The following is a 20,925-nucleotide window of genomic DNA, read 5'->3' as shown; positions in this document are numbered from 1 at the left end:
CTCTCAAAAATCCTGAAATCAAACATCCCAAACCACTTTCAAGCCAACAGTAGATGGCATACTCACCCGCCCACCTTGGTCAAGAAAAAACTGCTTCACCACTACCGTCTCACTGCGATAACACTGCTCCACCACTGTCCTGCCAAATCCAGACCTAACTCCAATCAATTGAAGACCTTACTCACTTTTTCCGGGGGACGCCGGCACCTCGGCCAAACGAGTAAACTAGACCCATGTCCTTAGCTAAAGCCCGCTCCGCCTACCTCCGCTCCGCCATCCACCAACCGGTTCAGTGGCACGAATGGAGCCCGGAAGCCTTCGCCAGGGCCCAAGCCGAAGACAAACCCATCCTCCTCGACATAGGAGCCGTCTGGTGCCACTGGTGCCACGTCATGGACCGCGAGTCCTACGAGAACGCCGAGACCGCCCGCCTCATCAACGAGCACTTCATCGCCATCAAGGTAGACCGTGACGAGCGCCCCGACGTCGACGCCCGTTACCAGGCCGCCGTCGCCGCCATCAGCGGTCAGGGCGGCTGGCCCCTCACCGCCTTCCTAACCCCCCAGGGCCAGCCCTACTTCGGCGGAACCTACTTCCCGCCGCTCGACCAGCACGGCCGCCCCGGCCTCCGCCGAGTCCTCATGACCATGGCCGAAGCCTTCCAAAATAAACGTGAAGAGGTCATGGACACCGCCGGCAGCGTCATCGCCGCCATAGAACACAACGAGTCCTTCGACGGCAGCGCCAGCAATCCCGGCACTGAGTTGGTAGACAAGCTCATCGCCTCCGCCCTCCAGCAGTTCGACCGCCGCAATGGAGGCTTCGGCTCCCAACCCAAGTTCCCCAACTCCGGGGCCCTGGACCTCCTCATCGACGCCGCCAGCCGCGTAGGCTCACAAGACGGAATCGCAGCCGCAGCCCGAGCCACCGCCGCCTTCACGCTCGAGAAGATGTCCAAGGGCGGCATCTACGACCACCTCGCCGGCGGCTTCCACCGCTACTCGGTCGACGAGCGGTGGGTCGTCCCCCATTTCGAAAAAATGTCCTACGACAACTCGGAGCTGCTCAAAAACTACGTTCACGCCTATCAGACCTTCGTCGAACCCGAGTGCGCCCGCATCGCCCGCGAGATCATCCGCTGGGTCGAAGAGGTCATGTCGGACCGAGAACTAGGCGGCTTCTACGCCTCCCAGGACGCCGACGCAAATCTGGACGACGACGGCGACTACTTCACCTGGACCCTCGCCGAAGCCCGCGCAGCCTTGACGAAAAAAGAGCTAGCCGTCACCGCCCCCTTCTACGACATAGGCGAACTAGGCGATATGCACCACAACCCGCAGAAGAACACCCTGCACGTAGACCAGCCTTTGGAGACCGTAGCCAAAGCAGCTGGAGTATCTCTAGACCAGGCCAGCGCTCTCCTCCAGACCTCGCTCCCCAAGCTCTACGCCGCACGCAAGACCCGCCCCACCCCCTACATCGACAAGACCCTCTACACCGCCTGGAACGCGATGATGATCTCCGCCCACCTTGAGGCTGCCCGCGTCCTCGCCGACCCCGCCACCCGCCTCTTCGCCCTCAAAACCCTCGACCGCGTCCTCTCCACCGCCTGGCACGAAGGCTCACTCGACCACGTCATAGCCTACGGCGAGTCCTCAGAACCCACAGACCCCATCCCCGGAATTCTGGACGACTACGCCTTCACCGGCCACGCCGCCCTGGACGCCTGGGAGGCCACCGGCCATATCTCCTACTTCAACTCCGCCCTCGCCCTCGCTGATGCCGCGATCACAAAGTTCTACGACGAAGAAAAGGGAGGCTTCTTCGACACCGAGACCCCCGCACCCGGCGAGCTGCGCCTCGGAGCCCTCAGCACCCGCCGCAAGCCCCTCCAGGACTCCCCCACGCCCGCCGGCAACCCCGTAGCCGCCGCCCTCCTCCTTCGCCTGGAAGCCCTTACAGGCCGCGAAGACTTCAAGCAAATGGCCAAAGCCACCTTGGAATGCTTTGCCGCAGTCGTCGAGCACTTCGGCCTCTACGCCGCAACCTTCGGCCTCGCCCTCCAGCGCCTGTTGCTCCCACCCATCCAGGTCGTCATCGTAGGCGAAGACTCCGTAGCCGACCGCCTGGAACGCGCCGCCCTGGGCCGCTACGCCGTCAACAAGACCGTCGTTCGCCTCACCCCATCCCAGCTCACCACCCTACCGCCGTCCCTGGCTCAAACCCTCCCGCACTTCCTCACCACCCTCGGCAGCTACGCCGCAGTCTGCACCGGCTTCACCTGCCGCCCCCCCGTCAACACCCCCGAGGCCCTAGCAGAAATCCTTCTGGAAAGCCTCTGATGCACCAAAGCATCATTACTAAAAAACCAGACAAGCACGCACAGAAAAAGGGATAAGAAACAGATCAAATCCGTCTTGATCGTTCTAATCCCTTTTTATCCCCGTAGTCTGTTCGCCAGGCACCGCCTAGCTCCCAACCAGCGGCTGTTGCGAAGGCGGCGCCGTAGGGTCCTTCGCAGCCTGCATGATCAACATGCTCGAATCCGACCCCAACGGTATCCCTCGTTTCTCGAACGTCAGCACCACCCGCCGCCGAAGCTCCCGCAGCACACCATCCTTCTGGTTCGGCCGCACCCGTATGTTGATCGGGTAGATGATCGATCGCCCGTCGATCTTATCCACCCCCAGCACGGACGGGTCGGCCACGATCACATCCTTGAACGCCACATCCGCCCGCAGCCCCGCTGCAATCTCCCCCAGCAGCGCGATCACCTCATCCGGATTCGCGCTCGCATCCACCGCAATCGGCAAGCTGGCCACCGAGTAGTCCCGCGACAGATTAGAGACCGTAGCAATCTGCGAATTAGGAATCACATACAGCGTCCCGTCCCCATCCCGTAGCCGCGTCAGCCGCAGCGTCAGATCCTCCACCGTCCCCGTCAGCGACGCCACCTTCACCACCTCGCCCACGTTGTACTGATCCTCCACCAGGATGAAGATTCCGTTAATGATGTCCTTGAACAGCGATTGCGCCCCCAACCCAATCCCCACACCCAAAATCCCCGCCGACGCCAGCAGCGGCTTGTAGTCGATATTCAGCAGATTCAAGACCTGCAAAAACCCCAGAAACCCCAGCGCACTCAAAGAGGTCGCGCGCACGATCGTCGCCATCGTCCGCAACTGCGCTGCCCGCTGCGAGTTGCCCACCTGCCGGATCGCCAGCTTCTGCATCCGGTGGACGAAGAACAGCGCCACCCGCCACAGGATGAACAGGAACACCAGCACCACCGCCACCTTCGGCAGCCGGTCCTCCACCATCACCACAAAGTCCTGGTGCCAGTCGTGATTCAGCGTCTGAAAGATGGAGCCCTGTACAGTCGGGGAAAACGTCGTCAGAAGATTCAGCGTCGGTCTCATTTCCAGCAGGATCGGAAGCATCGAAAAGCCTCTATGCAACCTACCTTGCTATACCGCAAAATGAAACGCAAGTCGCGCTCGGCGTCAGCAGAGGGAGAGTTCATGAACATCACGCAAACCATCAGGTCCACGGCCACCGCGTTCGCCCTCGCATCCGGCTTCCTCCTCGCCGCCCACGCTCAGTTCCCAACCCAGCAGCCGCAGTCGCCAAACAGCCAGATGGGCACACACAAGTCCGGGTCCGACTCCGACATTGACGCGCGCATGTCCGCCGGCTCGAAGGAGAAGATGGCCATCGCCCGGAACGACGACCGCCAGAAGCGCCTCGTCGCCGACACCGACAAGCTCGTAGCCCTCGTCACCCAGCTCAAGACCGACGTCGACAAGACCGACAAGTACATGCTCTCGCTCGACGTCGTCCGCCGCTCTGAGGAGATCGAGAAACTCGCCCGCTCGATCAAGGAACGCGCAAAAAACTGATCGGAGTACACGTCGATTTGTGGTGCGCGTGTGGTGATTTGTGGTGTACAAACACCTCCAAAACGACAGGTTTTGCTCAAAAATGGTAAACATGGGGAGAAGGAGTTTCACGCATGGCACGTCAGACGGAGGGTGCACTCGCCACCAGGCAGGAGACGGCAGGAAAGTATCCCCTGTCGAATGAGCAACTTATTGAGTTCTACCGGCTCATGTATCTCTCCCGCCGCGTCGACGACCGGGAGATCGTCCTCAAGCGCCAGCAGAAGATCTTCTTCCAGATCTCCTGCGCTGGCCATGAAGCTCTACTGGTAGCTGCAGGAATGGCGCTAAAGCCTTCATATGATTGGTTTTTCCCGTACTACCGCGACCGCGCAATCTGCCTCGCACTAGGCAACACAGCAGAAGAACAGCTCCTCCAGGCCGTAGGAGCCGCCGCCGACCCCGCCAGCGGTGGCCGCCAGATGCCCTCGCATTGGTCCAGCAGCAAACTGAACATCGTAACTCCTTCATCCTCAACAGCAACCCAGTGCCTCCACGCCATCGGCTGCGCTGAAGCCGGCCGTTATTTCTCCCAGCATCCCGAGTCCGCCGCCAAGGTCGACGGCGACTACCGCGAGTTCAAGAACGTAAAATTCCACGGCGACGAAGTCGTCTACGTCTCCATCGGCGAAGGCTCCACCAGCCAGGGCGAGTTCTGGGAGTCGCTTAACACCGCCTCCAACGGCAAGCTCCCCGTCGTCTATGTTGTTGAAGACAATGGCTATGCCATCTCCACGCCGGTCGAGGCCAACACCCCCGGCGGCAACATCTCGCGCCTGATCGCCAACTTCCCCAACTTCCACTTCGCGGAGATCGACGGCACCGACCCCATCGCCTGCTACAACGCAATGACTGAGGCAGTCGCCTACTGCCGCGCCGGCCACGGCCCTGCGCTGGTCCACGGCCACGTCGTCCGCCCGTACTCCCACTCCCTCAGTGACGACGAGCGCCTCTACCGTTCCCAGGCTGAACTCCAGGCAGACGCCCTGCGCGACCCCATCTCCCGCATGCAGGTCTGGCTCATGCGCGAAGGCATCCTCGACGCCGACGGCATCAACGCCCTCGAGCGCAAGGTCGATCTCGAAGTCCAGCAGGCCGCCGACGTCGCAGTCGCCGCCGCCCTCCCCACCGTCGACTCGATCCTCAAACACCAGTACTCCGAAGACCTGAGCTGCACGGACGCCCGCTTCGCCACCGAGCCCGCGCCCAGTGACGACCCCACCGAGCGCACCATGGCCGACCTCATCAACACCTGCCTCCGCGACGAGATGCGCCGCGATCAGCGCATCGTGGTCTTTGGCGAGGACGTAGCCGACGCCACCCGCGCCGAAGCCCTCCTCGATCCCAAGGTCAAGGGCAAGGGCGGCGTCTTCAAGCTCACCGCCGGCCTCCAGGTCGAGTTCGGCTCGGACCGCGTCTGGAACTCCCCGCTCGCTGAGGCCAATATCGTTGGCCGAGCCATCGGAATGGCCGTCCGCGGCATGAAGCCAGTCGTCGAAATCCAGTTCTTCGACTACATCTGGCCCGCCATGCATCAGATGCGCAATGAACTCGCGCTCATCCGCTGGCGCTCCAACGGCGATTTCTCCTGCCCGCTCGTCATGCGCGTGCCCATCGGCGGCTACCTCACCGGCGGATCCATCTACCATTCGCAATCCGGTGAAAGCATCTTCACCCACACGCCCGGCGTGAGGATCGTCATGCCGTCCAACGCCCTCGACGCCATCGGCCTCCTCCGCACCGCTATCCGCTGCGATGACCCCGTGCTCTTTCTCGAACACAAGCGCCTTTACCGCGAGACCTTCGGGCGGGCCATGTACCCGGGGCCGGAGTTTGCGATTCCCTTCGGCAAAGCCAAAATCGTCCGACCCGGTAAGGATCTGACCGTCATCACCTACGGTGCGGTCATCCCCCGAGCCTTGCAGGCGGCCGTCAAGCTGCATCGTGAGACCGGAATCGACGTCGAACTGATCGACCTCCGCTCGCTCGCCCCCTACGATTGGGAAGCCATCGCCAAGTCCGTCAGGAAGACCAGCAAGGTCATCGTCGCGCACGAGGACATGAAGAGCTGGGGCTACGGCGCGGAGATAGCCGCACGCATCGGGGAAGAACTCTTTGACGACCTCGACGCCCCGGTGCGCCGCGTCGCGGCCATGGATACCTTCGTGGCCTACCAGCCCATTCTTGAGGATGCGATCCTGCCGCAACCTGAGGATCTATATCGGGCCATGGCGGATATGGCGGCTTACTAGCCGCCCCGACTCCCCCTTGAGAAGGCAAGGCCCGCCTGGCTCATTCCTGCCTGGGTCATTCCCGTATGGTTTTTTCGATAGACGCTGACAATTTAATCCCACCCCCACGCCGCCCCGGTGTTATCGTCATCCTGAAATCCAAAGCCAGCCAGCCTGACCACTCACCAGCAGGGGGACACGATGGGAATCTTTGCACCGATCGGGGAGTCGCTTCTCCACGTCGATAAGTCGCTCAATCTCGCCACCTTCAACGGCGGTATCCTCGCCCATGCCGGCACCTATGTCCTCATGACCGCCCCCAGAAGCTCGGACGGCCAATACCACTATCCCGCCACCGGTACCGCAGGCCTCGTCAACGTGCCCATTGAAACCGGCCTCGAACTCTCCCAGCCCATCCTCCCCTCAAGCGGTGGGATAGCCGGAATCTTCGCGCCTCGCCCCAAGACCCCCGATGGCAAAGACATCTATATCGTCGGCGTCTTCTTCACACCCCCGATCTCGAAACCACCGAGCCAACCTACCCACCACTAGACGGCCGTTCCCATTTCGGGAACTCAAAGTCGAAAATCTTCACCGTCCCGCCCCCAAACACCCTCAAAAACACCAGCAAATCCGCGTGTCAAGCCCCCAGGCTCTCCAAACTCCCCGCAAACCTAACATTCCAAGCTACTTAGCCCCAAAAAATAACTGGGGTATTCACCCACCCGGATCCGGTACAATTTAACTACACTCAAAGAAACCAAAATCACCCGACTCATCACACCTAACCCCTGTGAAGAGAGGACTTTACAGGCACCATCCCCTGTAGACAGCGACCTCCCGCACCAAGTCCAGACCTAACTTCAATCGAATGAAGACTTTGGATACTTTGACCGGGGGGTGGGGGGCACCCCTAAAGCAGCGAAAGCAGATCCGCAGGCTCCGGACGAACCCGTGGATCGGCATGAGCCTCCGCGAACCGCACCAGCCCATCCTGACCGATCAGGTAGAGCGCCGGCAGCGGCAGCCGCCACGACTCCTCGCTGGCCGTGTCGTAGTTCAGCCCCGCATTCGCAAAAGGAATATTCACCAAAATAGACCGGTAGTAGTTCCGTGCCGGAACCGGAACGGTATAAGCAATCCCGAACCGCTCCGCCACCTCGCACCCGGGATCAGCCAGCACCGGAAAACTAAGTCCATGCTGCTGCACAGCAAAGTCGTTCTGCCGCTTCGTCTGCGGCGAGACAGCCACCAGGATCGCCCCACGATCCCGAACCTCAGGATAGAGTTCCCGCCAGGTCTCCAACTCCGTCACACAGTAAGGGTCCCACCGCCCCCGGAAGAACTTCAAAACCACCGGCCCCAGGGCCAACAGATCCTCAGACTTGACGAGCTTCCCAGTACTGGCATCCGTCAACGCGAACGAGGGAGCCACCGCCCCCACCTCCAGGATCGAATCCTCAATCCCAGTCGCAAAAAGCTCCGCAGCCGCCTGCTCCGACACGGCCAGCCGGTCCGCCTGCACCAGCTGCCGTGTCCGAGCCGTAATTACATCGAGTTGATCCTGAAGAGACATCACTCCCTCCATCCTACTTGTTCGCCCGATACCTCTCAATCAGGCTCGTCGTAGAAGAGTCATGCCCCTTCGGCCCATCCGCACCCTCAATCTCCCCCAGGATGCGAGTCGCCAGCACCTTACCCAGCTCCACCCCCCACTGATCAAACGAATCAATCCCCCACACAACACCCTGCGTAAACACAGCATGCTCATAAAGCGCGACGAGCTTACCCAGAACAGCAGGCGTAAGCTGATCCGCCAGGATCGTGTTGGAAGGCCGATTCCCCTCGAACACCTTGTGCGGCACCAGCTCAGCAGCAACACCTTCAGCCTTCACCTGCTCCGCAGTCTTGCCGAACGCCAGCGCCTCAGCCTGCGCGAACACGTTCGCCATCAGCATGTCATGGTGCCGTCCCAGCGGATTGAGCCCCTTGTAGAACCCGATGAAGTCACACGGAATCAACCGTGTCCCCTGGTGGATCAGCTGGTAGAACGAGTGCTGCCCATTCGTCCCCGGCTCTCCCCAGTAGATAGGCCCCGTCTCCGTCTCCACATGCTCGCCACTCAGCGTGACATGCTTTCCGTTCGACTCCATCGTCAACTGCTGCAGATAAGCCGGAAACCGCTTCAGATACTGCTCATACGGCAGAACCGCCATCGTCTGCGCGTCGAAGAAGTCCGTATACCAGACCGTCAGGAGCCCCATCAGCACCGGCAGATTCTTCTCCAGCGGTGTTGTCCGGAAGTGGACGTCCATGTCATGGAACCCACCCAGCATAGCCATGAAGTTATCCGGCCCAATCGCAATCATCGTCGAGAGTCCAATCGCCGAATCCATTGAGTACCGTCCACCCACCCAGTCCCAGAACCCAAACATATTCGCCGTGTCGATGCCGAACTTCCCAACCTCTTTCGCATTGGTCGAAATCGCGACGAAGTGCTTCGCCACAGCCGAATCATCCTTCAAAGAATCGAGTGCCCAGTCCCGAGCCGAATGAGCGTTCGTCATCGTCTCCAGCGTCGTAAACGTCTTCGATGCCACCAGGAACAACGTCTCGTCAGCCTCGAGATCCTGTACAGCCTCAGCAAAATCCGTGCCATCTACGTTCGAGACAAAACGGAACGTCAGATCTCGTTGGCTGTAATGTTTGAGCGCCTCGTAGGCCATCACCGGCCCAAGATCAGACCCACCGATCCCAATGTTCACAATGTTCTTGATCTTCTTACCGGTATGTCCCTTCCACTCGCCGCTGCGGATCTTATCCGCAAATCCCGACATCTTCTCCAGCACCTCATGCACCGCTGGAACGACATCCTCACCATCCACCACAATCGACTCGCTCTTCGGCGCACGCAGCGCAACATGCAGCACAGCCCGATTCTCCGTGATGTTGATCTTCTCGCCCGTGAACATGGCCTCGGTCCGCGCCTTCAGCCCGGACTCCTCCGCAAGCTGCACCAGCAGCTTCAGCGTCTCGTCATTCACGCGGTTCTTCGAGTAATCCAGAAAGATTCCACCGGCCTCAGCCGTATACCGCTCCCCGCGTGAGCCATCTTCCGCGAATAGCTCGCTCATGTGCTTCTTGCCAATCTCCGCATGATGCTTCTTCAACGCCTGCCAGGCCGAACGCTGTCCCAACGGTGACACGTCTGTCTTGATCGCCATTCCTAAATCTCCTTTTTCGAACTCTTCAGAACTAACACTCTAGTTGATTCGGATGCCGATTACATGACTCCCACATTTCATCTCTAACCCCGCCATTCGCCATCGCATGTTGCAACGCACATGTCCGTGCGTTTATCGTAGTAATAGTCCGTCTATCGCACACGGCCATTGGTGGCCGCGTAACCGACGGAGGAGGATTGAACCAATGCCACTCTCGTCCCGCCTTGCACCACCCCCCGCTCTCGGAAAAGATGCCCCCGCCGCCCCTCCCGCAGCGCCCCGCCCCACCCCAGCCTCCAGCCTGGACATCTACCAGGGCGATCCAAACTTCATGACCTCGCTCGCACGCGGTCTCATCGTCATCCAGGCCTTCACCCAGCAGAGCCCCCAGATGACCATCTCGCAGCTCTCGGTCAAAACCGGCCTCTCTCGCGCCGCCGTCCGTCGCTGCCTCTACACCCTCACCAAGCTCGGTTTCGCGGGCGCAGAAGACGGCCAGCGCTACTCCCTCCGTCCGCGCATGCTCTCGCTCTCCCATACCTACACCACCTCATCCACCCTCTCCACCTCCGCCCAGCCTGTCTTAGAGCGCATGTCTTCCACCTTCCGCGAGTCCTTCTCAGTTGCCACGCTCGACGGTGACGACATCGTCTACATTGCCCGCACCCAGGTCGCCAGCCGAGTCATGGCCGTAGACCTACACATCGGATCCCGCCTCCCTGCCTACTGCACCTCCATGGGCCGCGTCCTGCTGGCGTATCTCCCCCCGGACCAGCTTGAGCAATACCTCGCCCGCGTCGATCTCATCCCCCACACCACCCGCACCATCACCACCGTCGACAAGCTCCGTCTCGCTCTCCGCAGCGTCCGCCGCCTCGGCTACGCTCTCGTCGACCAGGAGCTCGAAGTAGGCCTCCGTTCCCTCGCGGTCCCCGTTTACGCCCCCAATGGCCGAGTCGTCGCTACCGTCAATCTCTCCGGCAACGCCCCCCGCCTCCCCGTCTTTGACATGCAGACCCACTTCCTCACGCCCCTTCGCAACGCGGCCACTGAAATAGGTTCCTTCCTGAGATAAGCCTCAGCGTTCCACAGGGCAGGTAACCCAATTTCATCTCTCATCCGTCCATAGATGGTGTAACGTTCTCAGCAACGATGCTCCACGCAAATGCTTGGATACAATAAACTTTTGACTCGGCAGCCTCTGGCCGCGTTCCACTTGGTAAGCAATTGCTAACCTGATTCCTTCATGAGTTCATCCATCGACCCGAGCACCTTTCCCAACGCGACTACCGCCGCCGATTCGATCACTGCAACCTCGTCCCCCAGGCGTCTTCTTCACTATTGCCTTACCGTAGTCCTCATTCCCATCCTTGCCATTCCGGCATTCATCCAGCTTGGCCGCTCCAACTTCTTCCTCCACCATGGAGCCAGTGTCTGGGTCCGCTCCAACGACGCCATCTTCGACATCCATGACCGTGACTGTGACGTCCTCGTCTACGGCGACTCCACAGCCATGACCGGCATCGATCCTGAGGTCGTCGAAAACCACACGGGCTTCCGCACCTGCAACATCGCCGTCACAAACGCCGTCCTCGCCGTCACCAATAACCTGACGCTCAATCACTATCTCGCCCAGAACGGCAAACCCCGCGTCCTCCTCGTGCAACTCTCCCCGGACGACTTCCAGTCCGAGAATCACGCTTGGCACCAGACCATCTACGCGGAAGGCCTGCTCGAGCTCCTCCGCCACGGGACCCCTCAGCAGGCCCGCGACGTCCTCCTCTCGCACCCGCAGGAATCCATCGCCTTCGCTGGGTACGCCATAGGCTTCACCGCCTGGTACGCCATCAAGGACGCATGGTTCCACACCACACATCTCCGTCCTGATGAGGATTCAGTCACCGTTCGCAACGGCTTCTTCACCCCGCCCAGCCCAGCCCGTAAGAGCTGCGAACCCGCGATGTCCCTTATCTCCAACGATCCAGCCCAGGCCGCCTTCTCCCGCAACCTCGTCGCCGACTACCGCGAAGGCTACGCCCGCAACGCTGGTGTAGTCCTTGTCAACGTAGCCCCAATTCCTTCTTGCGATGAAAACCTAGCCGCCTACTCCGCCCAGCTCGATGGTGTCACCAGCAACTCGCTCCTGCCGCTCCCCATAGGCCTCTTCAATGATGGCCGCCACTACACCGCCCGTGGTTCAGAGGTCGTCTCCACCCTTATCGCCGGGGAACTCAACACGGTAGCCAACCGCAATCCATCCATTGACGATCGCGTTCCGCCCACGCATATGGTCGCCTTCCTCCGCCGAGTCCACCTCCGTCTACACCGCACTCCCCGCAAGTCAACCCCGAAGTTCAGTTCCCCCGGTTACGACGTCCTCATCTTCCCCCCGGACGTAGCCCCCTTTGAAATCACCCCAACCCTCCCCTCTGAAGACGGAACACTCTCCATCCCAGGCCTGATCTAACCCCGCGCCATCGTCCCATCCCACCCGACCCACCTCCACAGAGAGCACCCGGGCCTCTCCCACAAGACCAGCACATGCTCTTCAACTCACTCAAATTCATCTTCGTCTTTCTGCCGATCACCATGCTCGGCTTCCATCTCCTCGGACGATACGGCCGACGCCCCGTCATCGCGTGGCTCGCCCTTGCCTCGGTCGTCTTCTACGCCGCCTGGAACCCCATCTTCGTTCTCTTCCTTCTCGGCTCCATCCTCATCAACTATCTCGCCGCTCGCATCATCTCCGCGGCACCGGAGGATTCCACCCGCCGCAAGCAGTTACTCGCCGCCGGCATAAGCCTCAACCTTCTCGCCCTCTTCTACTTCAAGTACCTCTATAAATCCGTTCTTCTCCTCAACACGTTCCACCTCACCCACATCGCTCCCCACCCCATCCTTCTGCCTCTTGGAATCTCATTCTTCACCTTCACCCAGATCTCCTACCTCGTCGATCTCGCCCAGGGCCAGGCCGAGCGCCAGGACTTCCTCTCTTATCTCCTTTTCGTCACTTTCTTCCCTCATCTCATCGCCGGCCCAATTCTTCACCACAAGGAGATGATGCCGCAGTTCGGCAAGATCCTCCCGGAAGACCAGGCAGCGAACTTGGATGAAGCTCTCACCCCCGTCCCCCCATCCCGCCAATTCTCCCTCAAAGCAGCCGACGTCTCCCTCGGCCTTACCTGGTTTCTCATGGGACTGGCAAAAAAGGTCCTCATCGCAGACCAGCTCTCCCCCACCGCCGACCTCGCCTTCTCCCACTTCGGCTCCCTCACCGCCACCTCCGCATGGACCGGCCTCATCGTCTACTCCATGCAGCTTTACTTCGATTTCTCCGGCTACTCCGACATGGCCCTGGGCCTCGCCCGCATCTTCTCCATCCGCTTCCCCCTCAACTTCGACTCCCCCTACAAAGCCACCAGCGTCACCGAGTACTGGCAGCGCTGGCATATGACCCTCACCCGCTACATTACCCTCTACCTCTACAACCCGCTTCTCCTTGGCGTGCAGCGCCGTCGTTCCGCCACTGGCAAGAAGATCTCCCGCAAGGCCCTCACCACACCAGCCGGTTTCACCTCGATGGTCGCCTACCCCACCCTCGTCACCATGCTCCTTACCGGCCTCTGGCACGGGGCCGGTCTGCAGTTCGTCATCTTCGGCCTCATCCACGGCATCTACCTCATCGCCAACCAGGCCTGGCGACACTTCCGCCAGCGCATCCACAACGCTCCCGCCCCACCCGAGCCCAAAAGCATACAACGTCTCGCCATGATGATCGGCGTCTATCTCCAGGTAGCCTTCGCCCTCATCTTCTTCCGGTCGGAGTCCATGCACGCAGCCATCACCTTCCTGCACGATCTAGCCGGAGCCCACGGCACAGGCTCCCTCGGCAGTCTGCTTGAAGGCACTCTCGCCTTTGCCCTCTTCCCCGTCGTCTGGTTCATGCCCAACACCCAGCAGATACTAGGCCAGGAGTCCTCAGCCCCCAGCCTCGGAACCACACCAACCATCCTCCGGGACCCCGCCCCGCGCTTCTTCCCCACCCTCCGCTGGTCTCCCACCATCCCTTGGGCCGTCGTCATGGCAATCCTCTTCTTCGCCGTCCTCGTAGTCCTGAACCCGAAGGCCACCTTCCTCTACTTCCAGTTCTGATTTGTTTGTCATTCTCAACGGGAATCTGATGTTGCTGTTCGGATTAGAGGGGCGCTTCGACACGTGATCGAGGACCTACAAACAGCCGGGCTTTCCTCCACGAACACTATCCCATCCCAGCCAGGGGCTGGAATTTCTCCCGCATCCCCTCCGCTGCCTCCGCCACGCCAGAACGCTGCACGCACCAATACAAACCCCATCGGCCGGGGAATCACGAACCAGCGATTGATAGCCTCGTGATTTTGAGGCCATCGCTTGTCCGGAAGTGGACACTGCTGTTCAGCCCCGAACAGCCGCACGTATCGGTTATCGGTGAATTGCTGGTGTTTTGTTCGATTGTGGTTTGGCCGCCTGCGTGCATCCTTGCTCTACGATGGATATCTCACGACCAGACCTGAAACGCCAGAAACGTCGCCGTAACTTTCTCTACGCCGCCTCTTTTATCGCGGTGATCGCCGTTGTTGGTTTCCTGATCCTTCGATTGAAGCCTGCGATTCCGACGGTCGACGGTCCGGTATGGACTGATGTGGTCAAGCGCGGGGCCTTGCTCCGACAGGTGCGCGGACCCGGCACGCTGGTTCCCCGTGAGGACCGCATCCGGTTGATCCCGGCCGAGACTGAGGCGACGGTGATCCGCATCCGAGTACTGCCGGGCGCAAAGGTCGAACCGGACACGATCCTGATGGACCTGGTGGACCCGGAGGTGCAGCAGGAGATGCTGGATGCCGGACTGCAACTGAAGGCAGCTGAGGCGGACCTGTTGAACGTAAAGGCTCGGCTGCGCAGCGATCTGATGACGCAGCAGGCAGGTGCGGCGACGGTCTCCGCGGATCAGAAGCAGGCAGCGCTGCAATCGCAGACGGACAAGAGTCTCTATGACCTGGGCGTGATCAGTGGATTGACATACTCGGCCTCCAAGGGCAAGGCAGATGAGCTGAGTCAACGCAACGATATCGAGCATCAACGCTACGACCTGAACGAAAAAGCGATTGCGACGCAGGTGGCAGTGCAGCAGACCAAGGTGGCGCAGGCGCAGGCCATGCTGGGGCTGCGGCAGAAGCAGCAGGCTGCGCTGAGCGTACGTGCGGGCATTGCCGGCGTTCTGGTCGATCTTCCACATCAGGTAGGAGAGCATGTGGCGATTGGGACGACGCTTGCGAAGGTCGTGCAGCCAGACCAGTTGAAGGCTTCCCTGAAGATTCCGGAGACACAGGCGCGGGATATCCAGATCGGTCAGCCATCCGAGATCGATACGCATAACGGCGTGATCCTGGGCAAGGTGATGCGAATTGATCCGGCGGTACAGAACGGAACGGTCACCGTTGACGTAGAACTGGCTGGCGCTCTGCCGCAGGGCGCCCGGCCTGACCTGTCCGTGGACGGAACGATCGACCTGGACCGGTTGAGCGATGTGCTCTATATCGGACGGCCGGCTGTGGGCAATGAGAACTCGACGATCTCCCTGTTCCGTGTCGATGCGGACGGAAAGACGGCGACGCGGGTCTCGGTGAAGGTAGGCCGGGCTTCCGTGAACAGCATGGAGGTGTTGTCCGGGCTGAATGCGGGCGACTCCGTCATCCTCTCCGACATGTCCAAGTGGGACTCAACCGACCGCGTAAGACTTCAGTAGTCAAAAGGCAAGCAAAAGGAGCTTTATCCGTGTCTGAATCTCTGATCAATATCAATGGCTTGACGAAGGTCTTCTACACCGACGAGATTGAGACCCATGCGCTCTCCGGCATTCATCTTGGCATCGCTCGAGGCGAATATGTGGCGATGTCCGGGCCGTCCGGCTGCGGCAAGTCCACACTCCTTTCCATCCTCGGTCTGCTCGATACCCCAACCGGCGGTGAGTACACGCTGAACGGCAAGCAGGTGGCGAACCTGAGCTTTGCCGAGCGGTCGCGGATTCGCAACCAGGAGATCGGCTTCATCTTTCAGAGCTTCAACCTGATCGGCGACCTAACGGTATTCGAAAACGTCGAGCTGCCGCTAACCTACCGCGCAGGCATGGCCGGCTCCGAGCGTAAGGATCGTGTCTCCAAGGCGCTGGAGCGTGTGGGCATGGCGCACCGGATGCGGCATTATCCGGCGCAGCTCTCCGGTGGACAGCAGCAGCGTGTAGCCGTGGCGCGTGCGCTGGCGGGCTCACCCTCCATCCTGCTGGCCGACGAGCCGACCGGAAACCTGGATAGTAAGAACGGTGAGGCCGTGATGACGCTGCTGGCGGAGCTTCACGCGGAAGGCTCAACCATCTGCATGGTGACGCACGATAACCGGTTTGCGGCTCATGCGCAGCGGCAGATTCACCTCTTCGACGGCAAGGTTGTGGCAGAGGGTGAGTTGGCTCACCTGCTCGCCGATCCGATTCAGAATCCCTCCACGATCAGCCGCGTTACAGGAGCGTAGTCATGCTGCCCTTTGCCTCCGATCTTCGATTTGCCATCCGTCAACTGCGTCGTTCCCCGGGCTTCTCCCTGCTTGCGATCGTCACGATGGCGCTGGCAATCGGAGTTTCGACGGCAGTGTTCAGCGTGCTGGATGCGATGGTGGTGCGTCCCCTGCCGTACAAGAATCCGGACTCGATTGTGGTGCTGCGGACCTGGTCACCGCAGGGCTATGGACAGCCGGCCTCATGGCTGCAGTACCTGGACTGGAGACGTGAGAACAAGACCCTCAGCGCGCTGGCCGGGTATGGCATGGATTCCATCAACATGGAGTCCGGGCAGAGTGCGACGCCAGTGCGTGCCGTGTCTGGGACGGATAACTTCTTCGACGTCTTTGGCGTTCAGCCAATGCTGGGACGGACGTTCCGCACGGGCGAGGATAAGGCAGGACACAACGATGTTGTGGTGCTGTCGTACGAGCTCTGGAAACAGACGTTTGGAGCGGACAGAAACATCGTGGGGTCAAAGATCCGGCTGGATGGCACGCCAACCGAGGTGATCGGGGTGATGCCGGCAGGCTTCCGTTATCCCCTTTCCGTGAGCAACGCGCTATATCGTCCGTTTCATCTTCCGGCCACGCGGATTGCGACACGCGGACAACACTTTCTGCCGACGATCGGCCGCCTGAAGGATGGCGTGACGATGTCGCAGGCGGAAGCCGATATGGGCCAGGTATTTCAGAACCTGGGCAGGCTTTATCCGGATGAGGCCGGACGCCGGGTCCATCTGCTCTCCGAGTCCGAAGCCAGCTTGGGCAAGACGGGCGGCCCTCTGCGCGTGCTGGTGCTTTCCGTGTTCGGCGTGCTGATCATTGGGTGCGTGAACATTGCGGGTCTGCTGCTGGTCCGGGGCGTGAGGCGGCAGCGTGAGTTCGCGTTACGGTCTGCAATTGGGGCTGGACGCGGGCGCATCGTGCGGCAGTTACTGACTGAGTCCGCGGTGCTTTCGTTGGCCGGTGCCGCGGGCGGCGTGTTGCTGGCCGCAGGGATGCTGCAGGTGATGCGTCAGCTTCTGATCAGTTCCCTCTCTCGTGGTGCGGATGTGGAGTTGAACCTGCCCGTGCTGGCGGCAGCGGTGGTGATAGCACTTGTGACAGGGCTGACAGCGGGAACGCTTCCGGCGCTGCAGTTCTCACGCCTGGCACCTGCGATGGCGCTGCGCTCAGGCGGGGCTGCAGGGTCGAGCCTGGGGCAGAATCGTCTGAGGTTCACATTGATCGCGGTGCAGATAGCCATTGCGATGGGTCTGCTGGTCTGCTCCGGGCTGCTGCTGCGGAACCTGCATGACATGCGTTCGACGTCACTGGGCTTCTCCCCGGACAAGCTGCTCACCGAAGAGGTGACCCTGACGGCCGCAAACTACGTTGGCCGCGATATGGTGACGAGCTTCTACAACCCTCTGCTGGAGCGGGTGAGAGCGCTGCCGGGCGTGGCGGGCGCAGGCATGATCAACCTCCTGCCGATCCAGGAATCCGGCTCCAACGGAGACATGCACATCGTGGGCAAGCCACCACTGGCTCCGAACCAGGAGATGCTGGCAGAGATCCGGAGTATCTCGCCGGGCGCGCTGGAGGCGATCGGCGCGCACCTGATCAAGGGCCGCACAATCAGCGGATCGGTCGATCACGCGGGTGCGCCGATCAACGTGACGGTCAACGAAGCCTTTGTCCACAAGTTCTTTTCACCCGGCGAAGAGGCTGTAGGGCGGCAGATCGATTGGGGAAACGACAAGATCACGATCGTTGGAGTGATGTCGAATCTGCGCCAAGACCTTGGACAGCCTTCAATGGCGGAGATGGATCTTCCCGCCGCACAGATTCCCGCGGAGTACGCGTCAAGCGAGCTTCTCCACATGACGCTGGTGGTGCAGGTTGCAAACGGCGACCCCGCCTCAGTCTCAAACGCACTCCGCGAGGCGATGCACCAGATCGATCCTTCAGTACCTTTCCGAGCGCCGTTGACGATGAACCAGGTTGTGGCTGAGACCCTGACATTCGAGCGGCTGGAGTCATGGTTGTTCGGAATCTTCGCCGTGCTGGCCCTGACGCTTTCACTAGTCGGAATCTACGGCATGGTTCATCACGAGGTCGAACTTCAGACGCGCGACATCGGCATCCGCATGGCGTTGGGCTCATCGAGAACGCGGGTCGTACGCCAGATCCTGACGCGGGTCACGCTGCTGCTGACGGCGGGACTTGGCTGTGGATGGCTACTGACGCTTGCGATGCAGCGGACAATCAGTTCCGTCGTGGAGCTGCATGCGACGCAAAACGCTAGCCTGTTGGGCGGTCTCACCCTTGTGCTTGCTTTCTTCGGCGTTGCGGCAGGTCTTCTGCCGGCTCGGCGCGCCGCCTCCATCTCTCCCACCGAAGCGCTTCGCGCTGAGTAGACAGCTTTCCAGAGGAATCATATGCAGACTGCTCTACAAGACCTACGTTTTGCATTTCGGCAGCTTCGCCGCACCCCCGGCTTCGCCATCACGGCGATTCTTACGCTGGCCCTTGGGATTGGCGCGAACACGGCTATCTTTTCCTTGCTGGATCAGGCGCTGCTGCGGTCTCTGCCGGTGAGCGACGCGGGAAAACTGGTTGTGCTTCAAGGCACGAAAAGTCCCTGGAACGGCGGCACCAGTGACTCGGGCGGTGATACTGACGCTTATTTTTCCTATCCCATGTACAAGGACCTGAGAGACCAGAACCAGGTTTTCTCCGGCTTGATCGGGACGTCTCCGGCAAATGCTGCTTTCCGGCACGATAACGATACGCACTCCATCGATGCGGAGATGGTGACGGGAAATTATTTCACCGTGCTGGGCGTTCAACCCTTCCTGGGACGGATGTTTACGCAGACCGATGATGGAGCCGTGAATGCGAATCCGCTGGTGGTGGTGAGCTACGACTTCTGGCGAAATCAATTGGCTTCGGACACCCACATCATCGGGTCTTCTGTGTCTCTGAACGACCATCCTTTTCAGGTCATCGGGGTGGCGGCTCCGAGCTTTCACAGTGCGGTATGGGGACAGACTCCCGCGGTCTTTGTGCCCATGGCGATGATCGGCCAGATGACAACCCATTCCGGTGGTCTGGACGACCACAAGTACCGCTGGATGAACATCCTGGGCCGGATGAAGCCAGGATTTTCGGCAGCACAGGCAGCGTCCGGCGTGGCTCCTTTGTGGCACTCGCTACGAGCAGAGGAGTTGAAGAATCTGGGTACGGTGACGCCGCGCTTCATCGCGGGATTCCTGACCAAGAGCCGGCTGCTGGTGTTGCCGGGAGCACGGGGTTTTTCCTACAAGCGTCCTAATCTGGAGACGCCGTTTCTGGCCGTAATGGCGATGGCCGTGTTGGTGCTACTGATCTCCGCAGTCAACGTGGCTAGCCTTTTGCTGGTGCGGTCCGCGAGCCGCATCAAAGAGTTTTCTCTGCGGGCCGCGCTGGGTGCACGGATCGGCCGCATCGTGACACAACTGCTGATGGAAGGGCTGCTCATCGGAATTGGTGGCGGTGCAATCGGTCTGCTGCTTGCGCCGATCGCTTTGCGTGTGCTGGTGAACCAGTTGGCTGACCCCGACTCCGGGACCCCGTTCTCCGCAGGCATCGATGGTCGAGTGCTGCTGTTCAACTTCGGTGTGGCAGTTCTGGTCTCCCTGATCTTCTCGCTGGCTCCGGCTCTGCAGCTACGGCATCTGAATTTGACGTCCACTCTGCGCGAGTCCAGTTCGACCGGCTCCGGTTCCCTGCTGAGCCTGCGGCGTCTGGTGGTATGCCTGCAGATTGGTCTGAGCGTTATTCTGCTGGTGGCCTCTGGGCTGTTTCTTCGCACGATGCAGAGTCTGCGTTCCGTGGAAGTGGGCTTCAATACGGCACATCTCTTCACATTTGAGACCAATTTGTCCCAGGCTGGATACGCCGCGGAGGCCAGGCCGGCACTCAATCAGCGCATCATGGCCTCCCTGCAAGCGATCCCTGGAGTTACGGGAGTTGCCGCGACTGATGATCCGGAGCTGACGGGCAATCACAATATGAACAGCGCCGGGGTGGCGGGCTATCAGCCACCGCCGGATGACTCGTTCAGCATCGAAGATCCTACGATCAGCGCCGATTACCTGAACGTCATGCAAGTTCCCCTGCTTGCGGGCCGGATCTTCAACGAACAGGATACTGTGGATCATCCCAAGGTGGCGGTGGTGAATCAAGCCTTCGCCAAGCATTTCTGTGGGTCGGTCGAGGCCTGCGTCGGACGCCAGATGGCGATGACCGATGGCTTCGGAAGTACACCCAAGATGGACACAACGATCGTAGGTGTGGTTCGCGACGCAAAACATGGCGGCATGCGCGAGGATGTGACCGCCACCTGCTACCGCCCGCTGCATCAATCCCCCAGGTCCGCCGATCTGTACTTCTATCTGCGATACAACGGCAGTTCCTCGGACGTCCTGTCCGCTGTCAGGAGCACGATGCGTCAGATCGATCCGGGGCTGGCGTTGAGCAGCGTGCGAACGATGGACGAACAGATCGATCAGAACCTCTCGAACGAACGTATGATCGCGCTCCTGGCGACCTCCTTCGGCTGCCTGGCTACACTGCTGGCGGGAGTGGGTCTCTACGGCGTGCTTGCCTACTCTACGGCGCAGCGGACGCGTGAGATCGGCATCCGCATGGCGCTGGGTTCTACGCGGCTTGCAGTCTCCCGCTTGGTACTGACGGATGTTCTGAAGCTGGCGGCTTTGGGCGTGGTGGTGGCGATTCCGGTTGCCATGGCGTTGAGCAGCCTGATCCGCACGCAGCTCTATGGCGTCTCCCCCGCTGATCCTTTGATCCTCGGCACGGTTGTCGGGCTCATCGCGCTGGTGGCCTTGCTCGCTGCGACGATTCCCGCACGGCGCGCGGCTTCGATTGAACCAACTTCAGCGCTTCGCACCGAGTAAGGAG

Annotated in this window: 14 protein-coding genes; 11 read left to right on the top strand and 3 right to left on the bottom strand. The window is 60.6% G+C overall.

The genetic code is table 11. The annotated features are described in order from the left end of the window. Window positions 1–233: 233 nt before the first annotated feature. Window positions 234–2,342, top strand: coding sequence for a thioredoxin domain-containing protein (locus tag ACIX9_RS08400; protein WP_013580051.1), 2,109 nt, complete (start codon window positions 234–236; stop codon window positions 2,340–2,342). 126 nt (window positions 2,343–2,468) lie between these two features. Here the strand turns inward: ACIX9_RS08400 and ACIX9_RS08395 are convergent, their stop codons facing one another. Next, a complete protein-coding gene (locus ACIX9_RS08395) occupies window positions 2,469–3,419 on the bottom strand; it encodes a mechanosensitive ion channel family protein (protein WP_041597561.1) in 951 nt (316 codons plus the stop codon). A gap of 102 nt (window positions 3,420–3,521) precedes the next feature. Between ACIX9_RS08395 and ACIX9_RS08390 the strand changes: the two genes are divergently transcribed. From ACIX9_RS08390 to ACIX9_RS08380, 3 genes are all read left to right on the top strand, one after another. Further along, complete coding sequence (locus ACIX9_RS08390; protein ID WP_013580049.1) at window positions 3,522–3,899, top strand: hypothetical protein; 378 nt, start codon at window positions 3,522–3,524, stop codon at window positions 3,897–3,899. Window positions 3,900–4,012: 113 nt separating this feature from the next. Next, window positions 4,013–6,190 carry an alpha-ketoacid dehydrogenase subunit alpha/beta gene (locus ACIX9_RS08385; RefSeq protein ID WP_013580048.1) on the top strand — a complete coding sequence of 726 codons (2,178 nt, stop codon included), beginning with the start codon at window positions 4,013–4,015 and terminating at the stop codon, window positions 6,188–6,190. 180 nt (window positions 6,191–6,370) lie between these two features. Beyond that, window positions 6,371–6,721 (top strand): hypothetical protein, encoded by a 351-nt coding sequence (locus tag ACIX9_RS08380; protein WP_013580047.1) that lies wholly within the window; start codon window positions 6,371–6,373, stop codon window positions 6,719–6,721. Between the two features lie 361 nt (window positions 6,722–7,082). On the opposite strand, the gene ACIX9_RS08375 is transcribed toward ACIX9_RS08380, so the two are convergent. Further along, window positions 7,083–7,745, bottom strand: a complete 663-nt coding sequence (locus tag ACIX9_RS08375) for a peroxiredoxin-like family protein (RefSeq protein ID WP_013580046.1) — start codon at window positions 7,743–7,745, stop codon at window positions 7,083–7,085. Window positions 7,746–7,758: 13 nt separating this feature from the next. Then, window positions 7,759–9,393, bottom strand: a complete 1,635-nt coding sequence (pgi, locus tag ACIX9_RS08370; protein ID WP_013580045.1) for a glucose-6-phosphate isomerase — start codon at window positions 9,391–9,393, stop codon at window positions 7,759–7,761. A 205-nt stretch (window positions 9,394–9,598) separates the two neighbouring features. On the opposite strand from pgi, the gene ACIX9_RS08365 reads away from it, so the two are divergent. The 7 genes from ACIX9_RS08365 (at window position 9,599) to ACIX9_RS08335 (ending at window position 20,921) form a co-directional block, all read left to right on the top strand. Then, complete coding sequence (locus tag ACIX9_RS08365) at window positions 9,599–10,468, top strand: IclR family transcriptional regulator domain-containing protein (RefSeq protein ID WP_013580044.1); 870 nt, start codon at window positions 9,599–9,601, stop codon at window positions 10,466–10,468. A 171-nt stretch (window positions 10,469–10,639) separates the two neighbouring features. After that, window positions 10,640–11,860, top strand: coding sequence for a hypothetical protein (locus ACIX9_RS08360; RefSeq protein WP_013580043.1), 1,221 nt, complete (start codon window positions 10,640–10,642; stop codon window positions 11,858–11,860). Between the two features lie 74 nt (window positions 11,861–11,934). Beyond that, the gene (locus tag ACIX9_RS08355; RefSeq protein ID WP_013580042.1) at window positions 11,935–13,545 is read left to right on the top strand and encodes an MBOAT family O-acyltransferase; all 1,611 of its coding nucleotides are present in this window, start codon (window positions 11,935–11,937) and stop codon (window positions 13,543–13,545) included. A 373-nt stretch (window positions 13,546–13,918) separates the two neighbouring features. Continuing rightward, entirely contained in the window at window positions 13,919–15,175 is a 1,257-nt protein-coding gene (locus tag ACIX9_RS08350) for an efflux RND transporter periplasmic adaptor subunit (RefSeq protein ID WP_013580041.1), read from the top strand. A 29-nt stretch (window positions 15,176–15,204) separates the two neighbouring features. Then, window positions 15,205–15,954 (top strand): ABC transporter ATP-binding protein, encoded by a 750-nt coding sequence (locus tag ACIX9_RS08345; protein ID WP_013580040.1) that lies wholly within the window; start codon window positions 15,205–15,207, stop codon window positions 15,952–15,954. A 2-nt stretch (window positions 15,955–15,956) separates the two neighbouring features. Continuing rightward, the gene (locus ACIX9_RS08340; protein WP_013580039.1) at window positions 15,957–18,380 is read left to right on the top strand and encodes an ABC transporter permease; all 2,424 of its coding nucleotides are present in this window, start codon (window positions 15,957–15,959) and stop codon (window positions 18,378–18,380) included. Between the two features lie 21 nt (window positions 18,381–18,401). Then, window positions 18,402–20,921 (top strand): ABC transporter permease, encoded by a 2,520-nt coding sequence (locus tag ACIX9_RS08335; RefSeq protein WP_013580038.1) that lies wholly within the window; start codon window positions 18,402–18,404, stop codon window positions 20,919–20,921. Window positions 20,922–20,925 lie beyond the last annotated feature (4 nt).

Source organism: Granulicella tundricola MP5ACTX9 (assembly GCF_000178975.2).
Taxonomy (GTDB): domain Bacteria; phylum Acidobacteriota; class Terriglobia; order Terriglobales; family Acidobacteriaceae; genus Edaphobacter; species Edaphobacter tundricola.
Note: the sequence above shows the minus strand (reverse complement) of the source record. Positions and strands in the feature narration are given on the sequence as shown.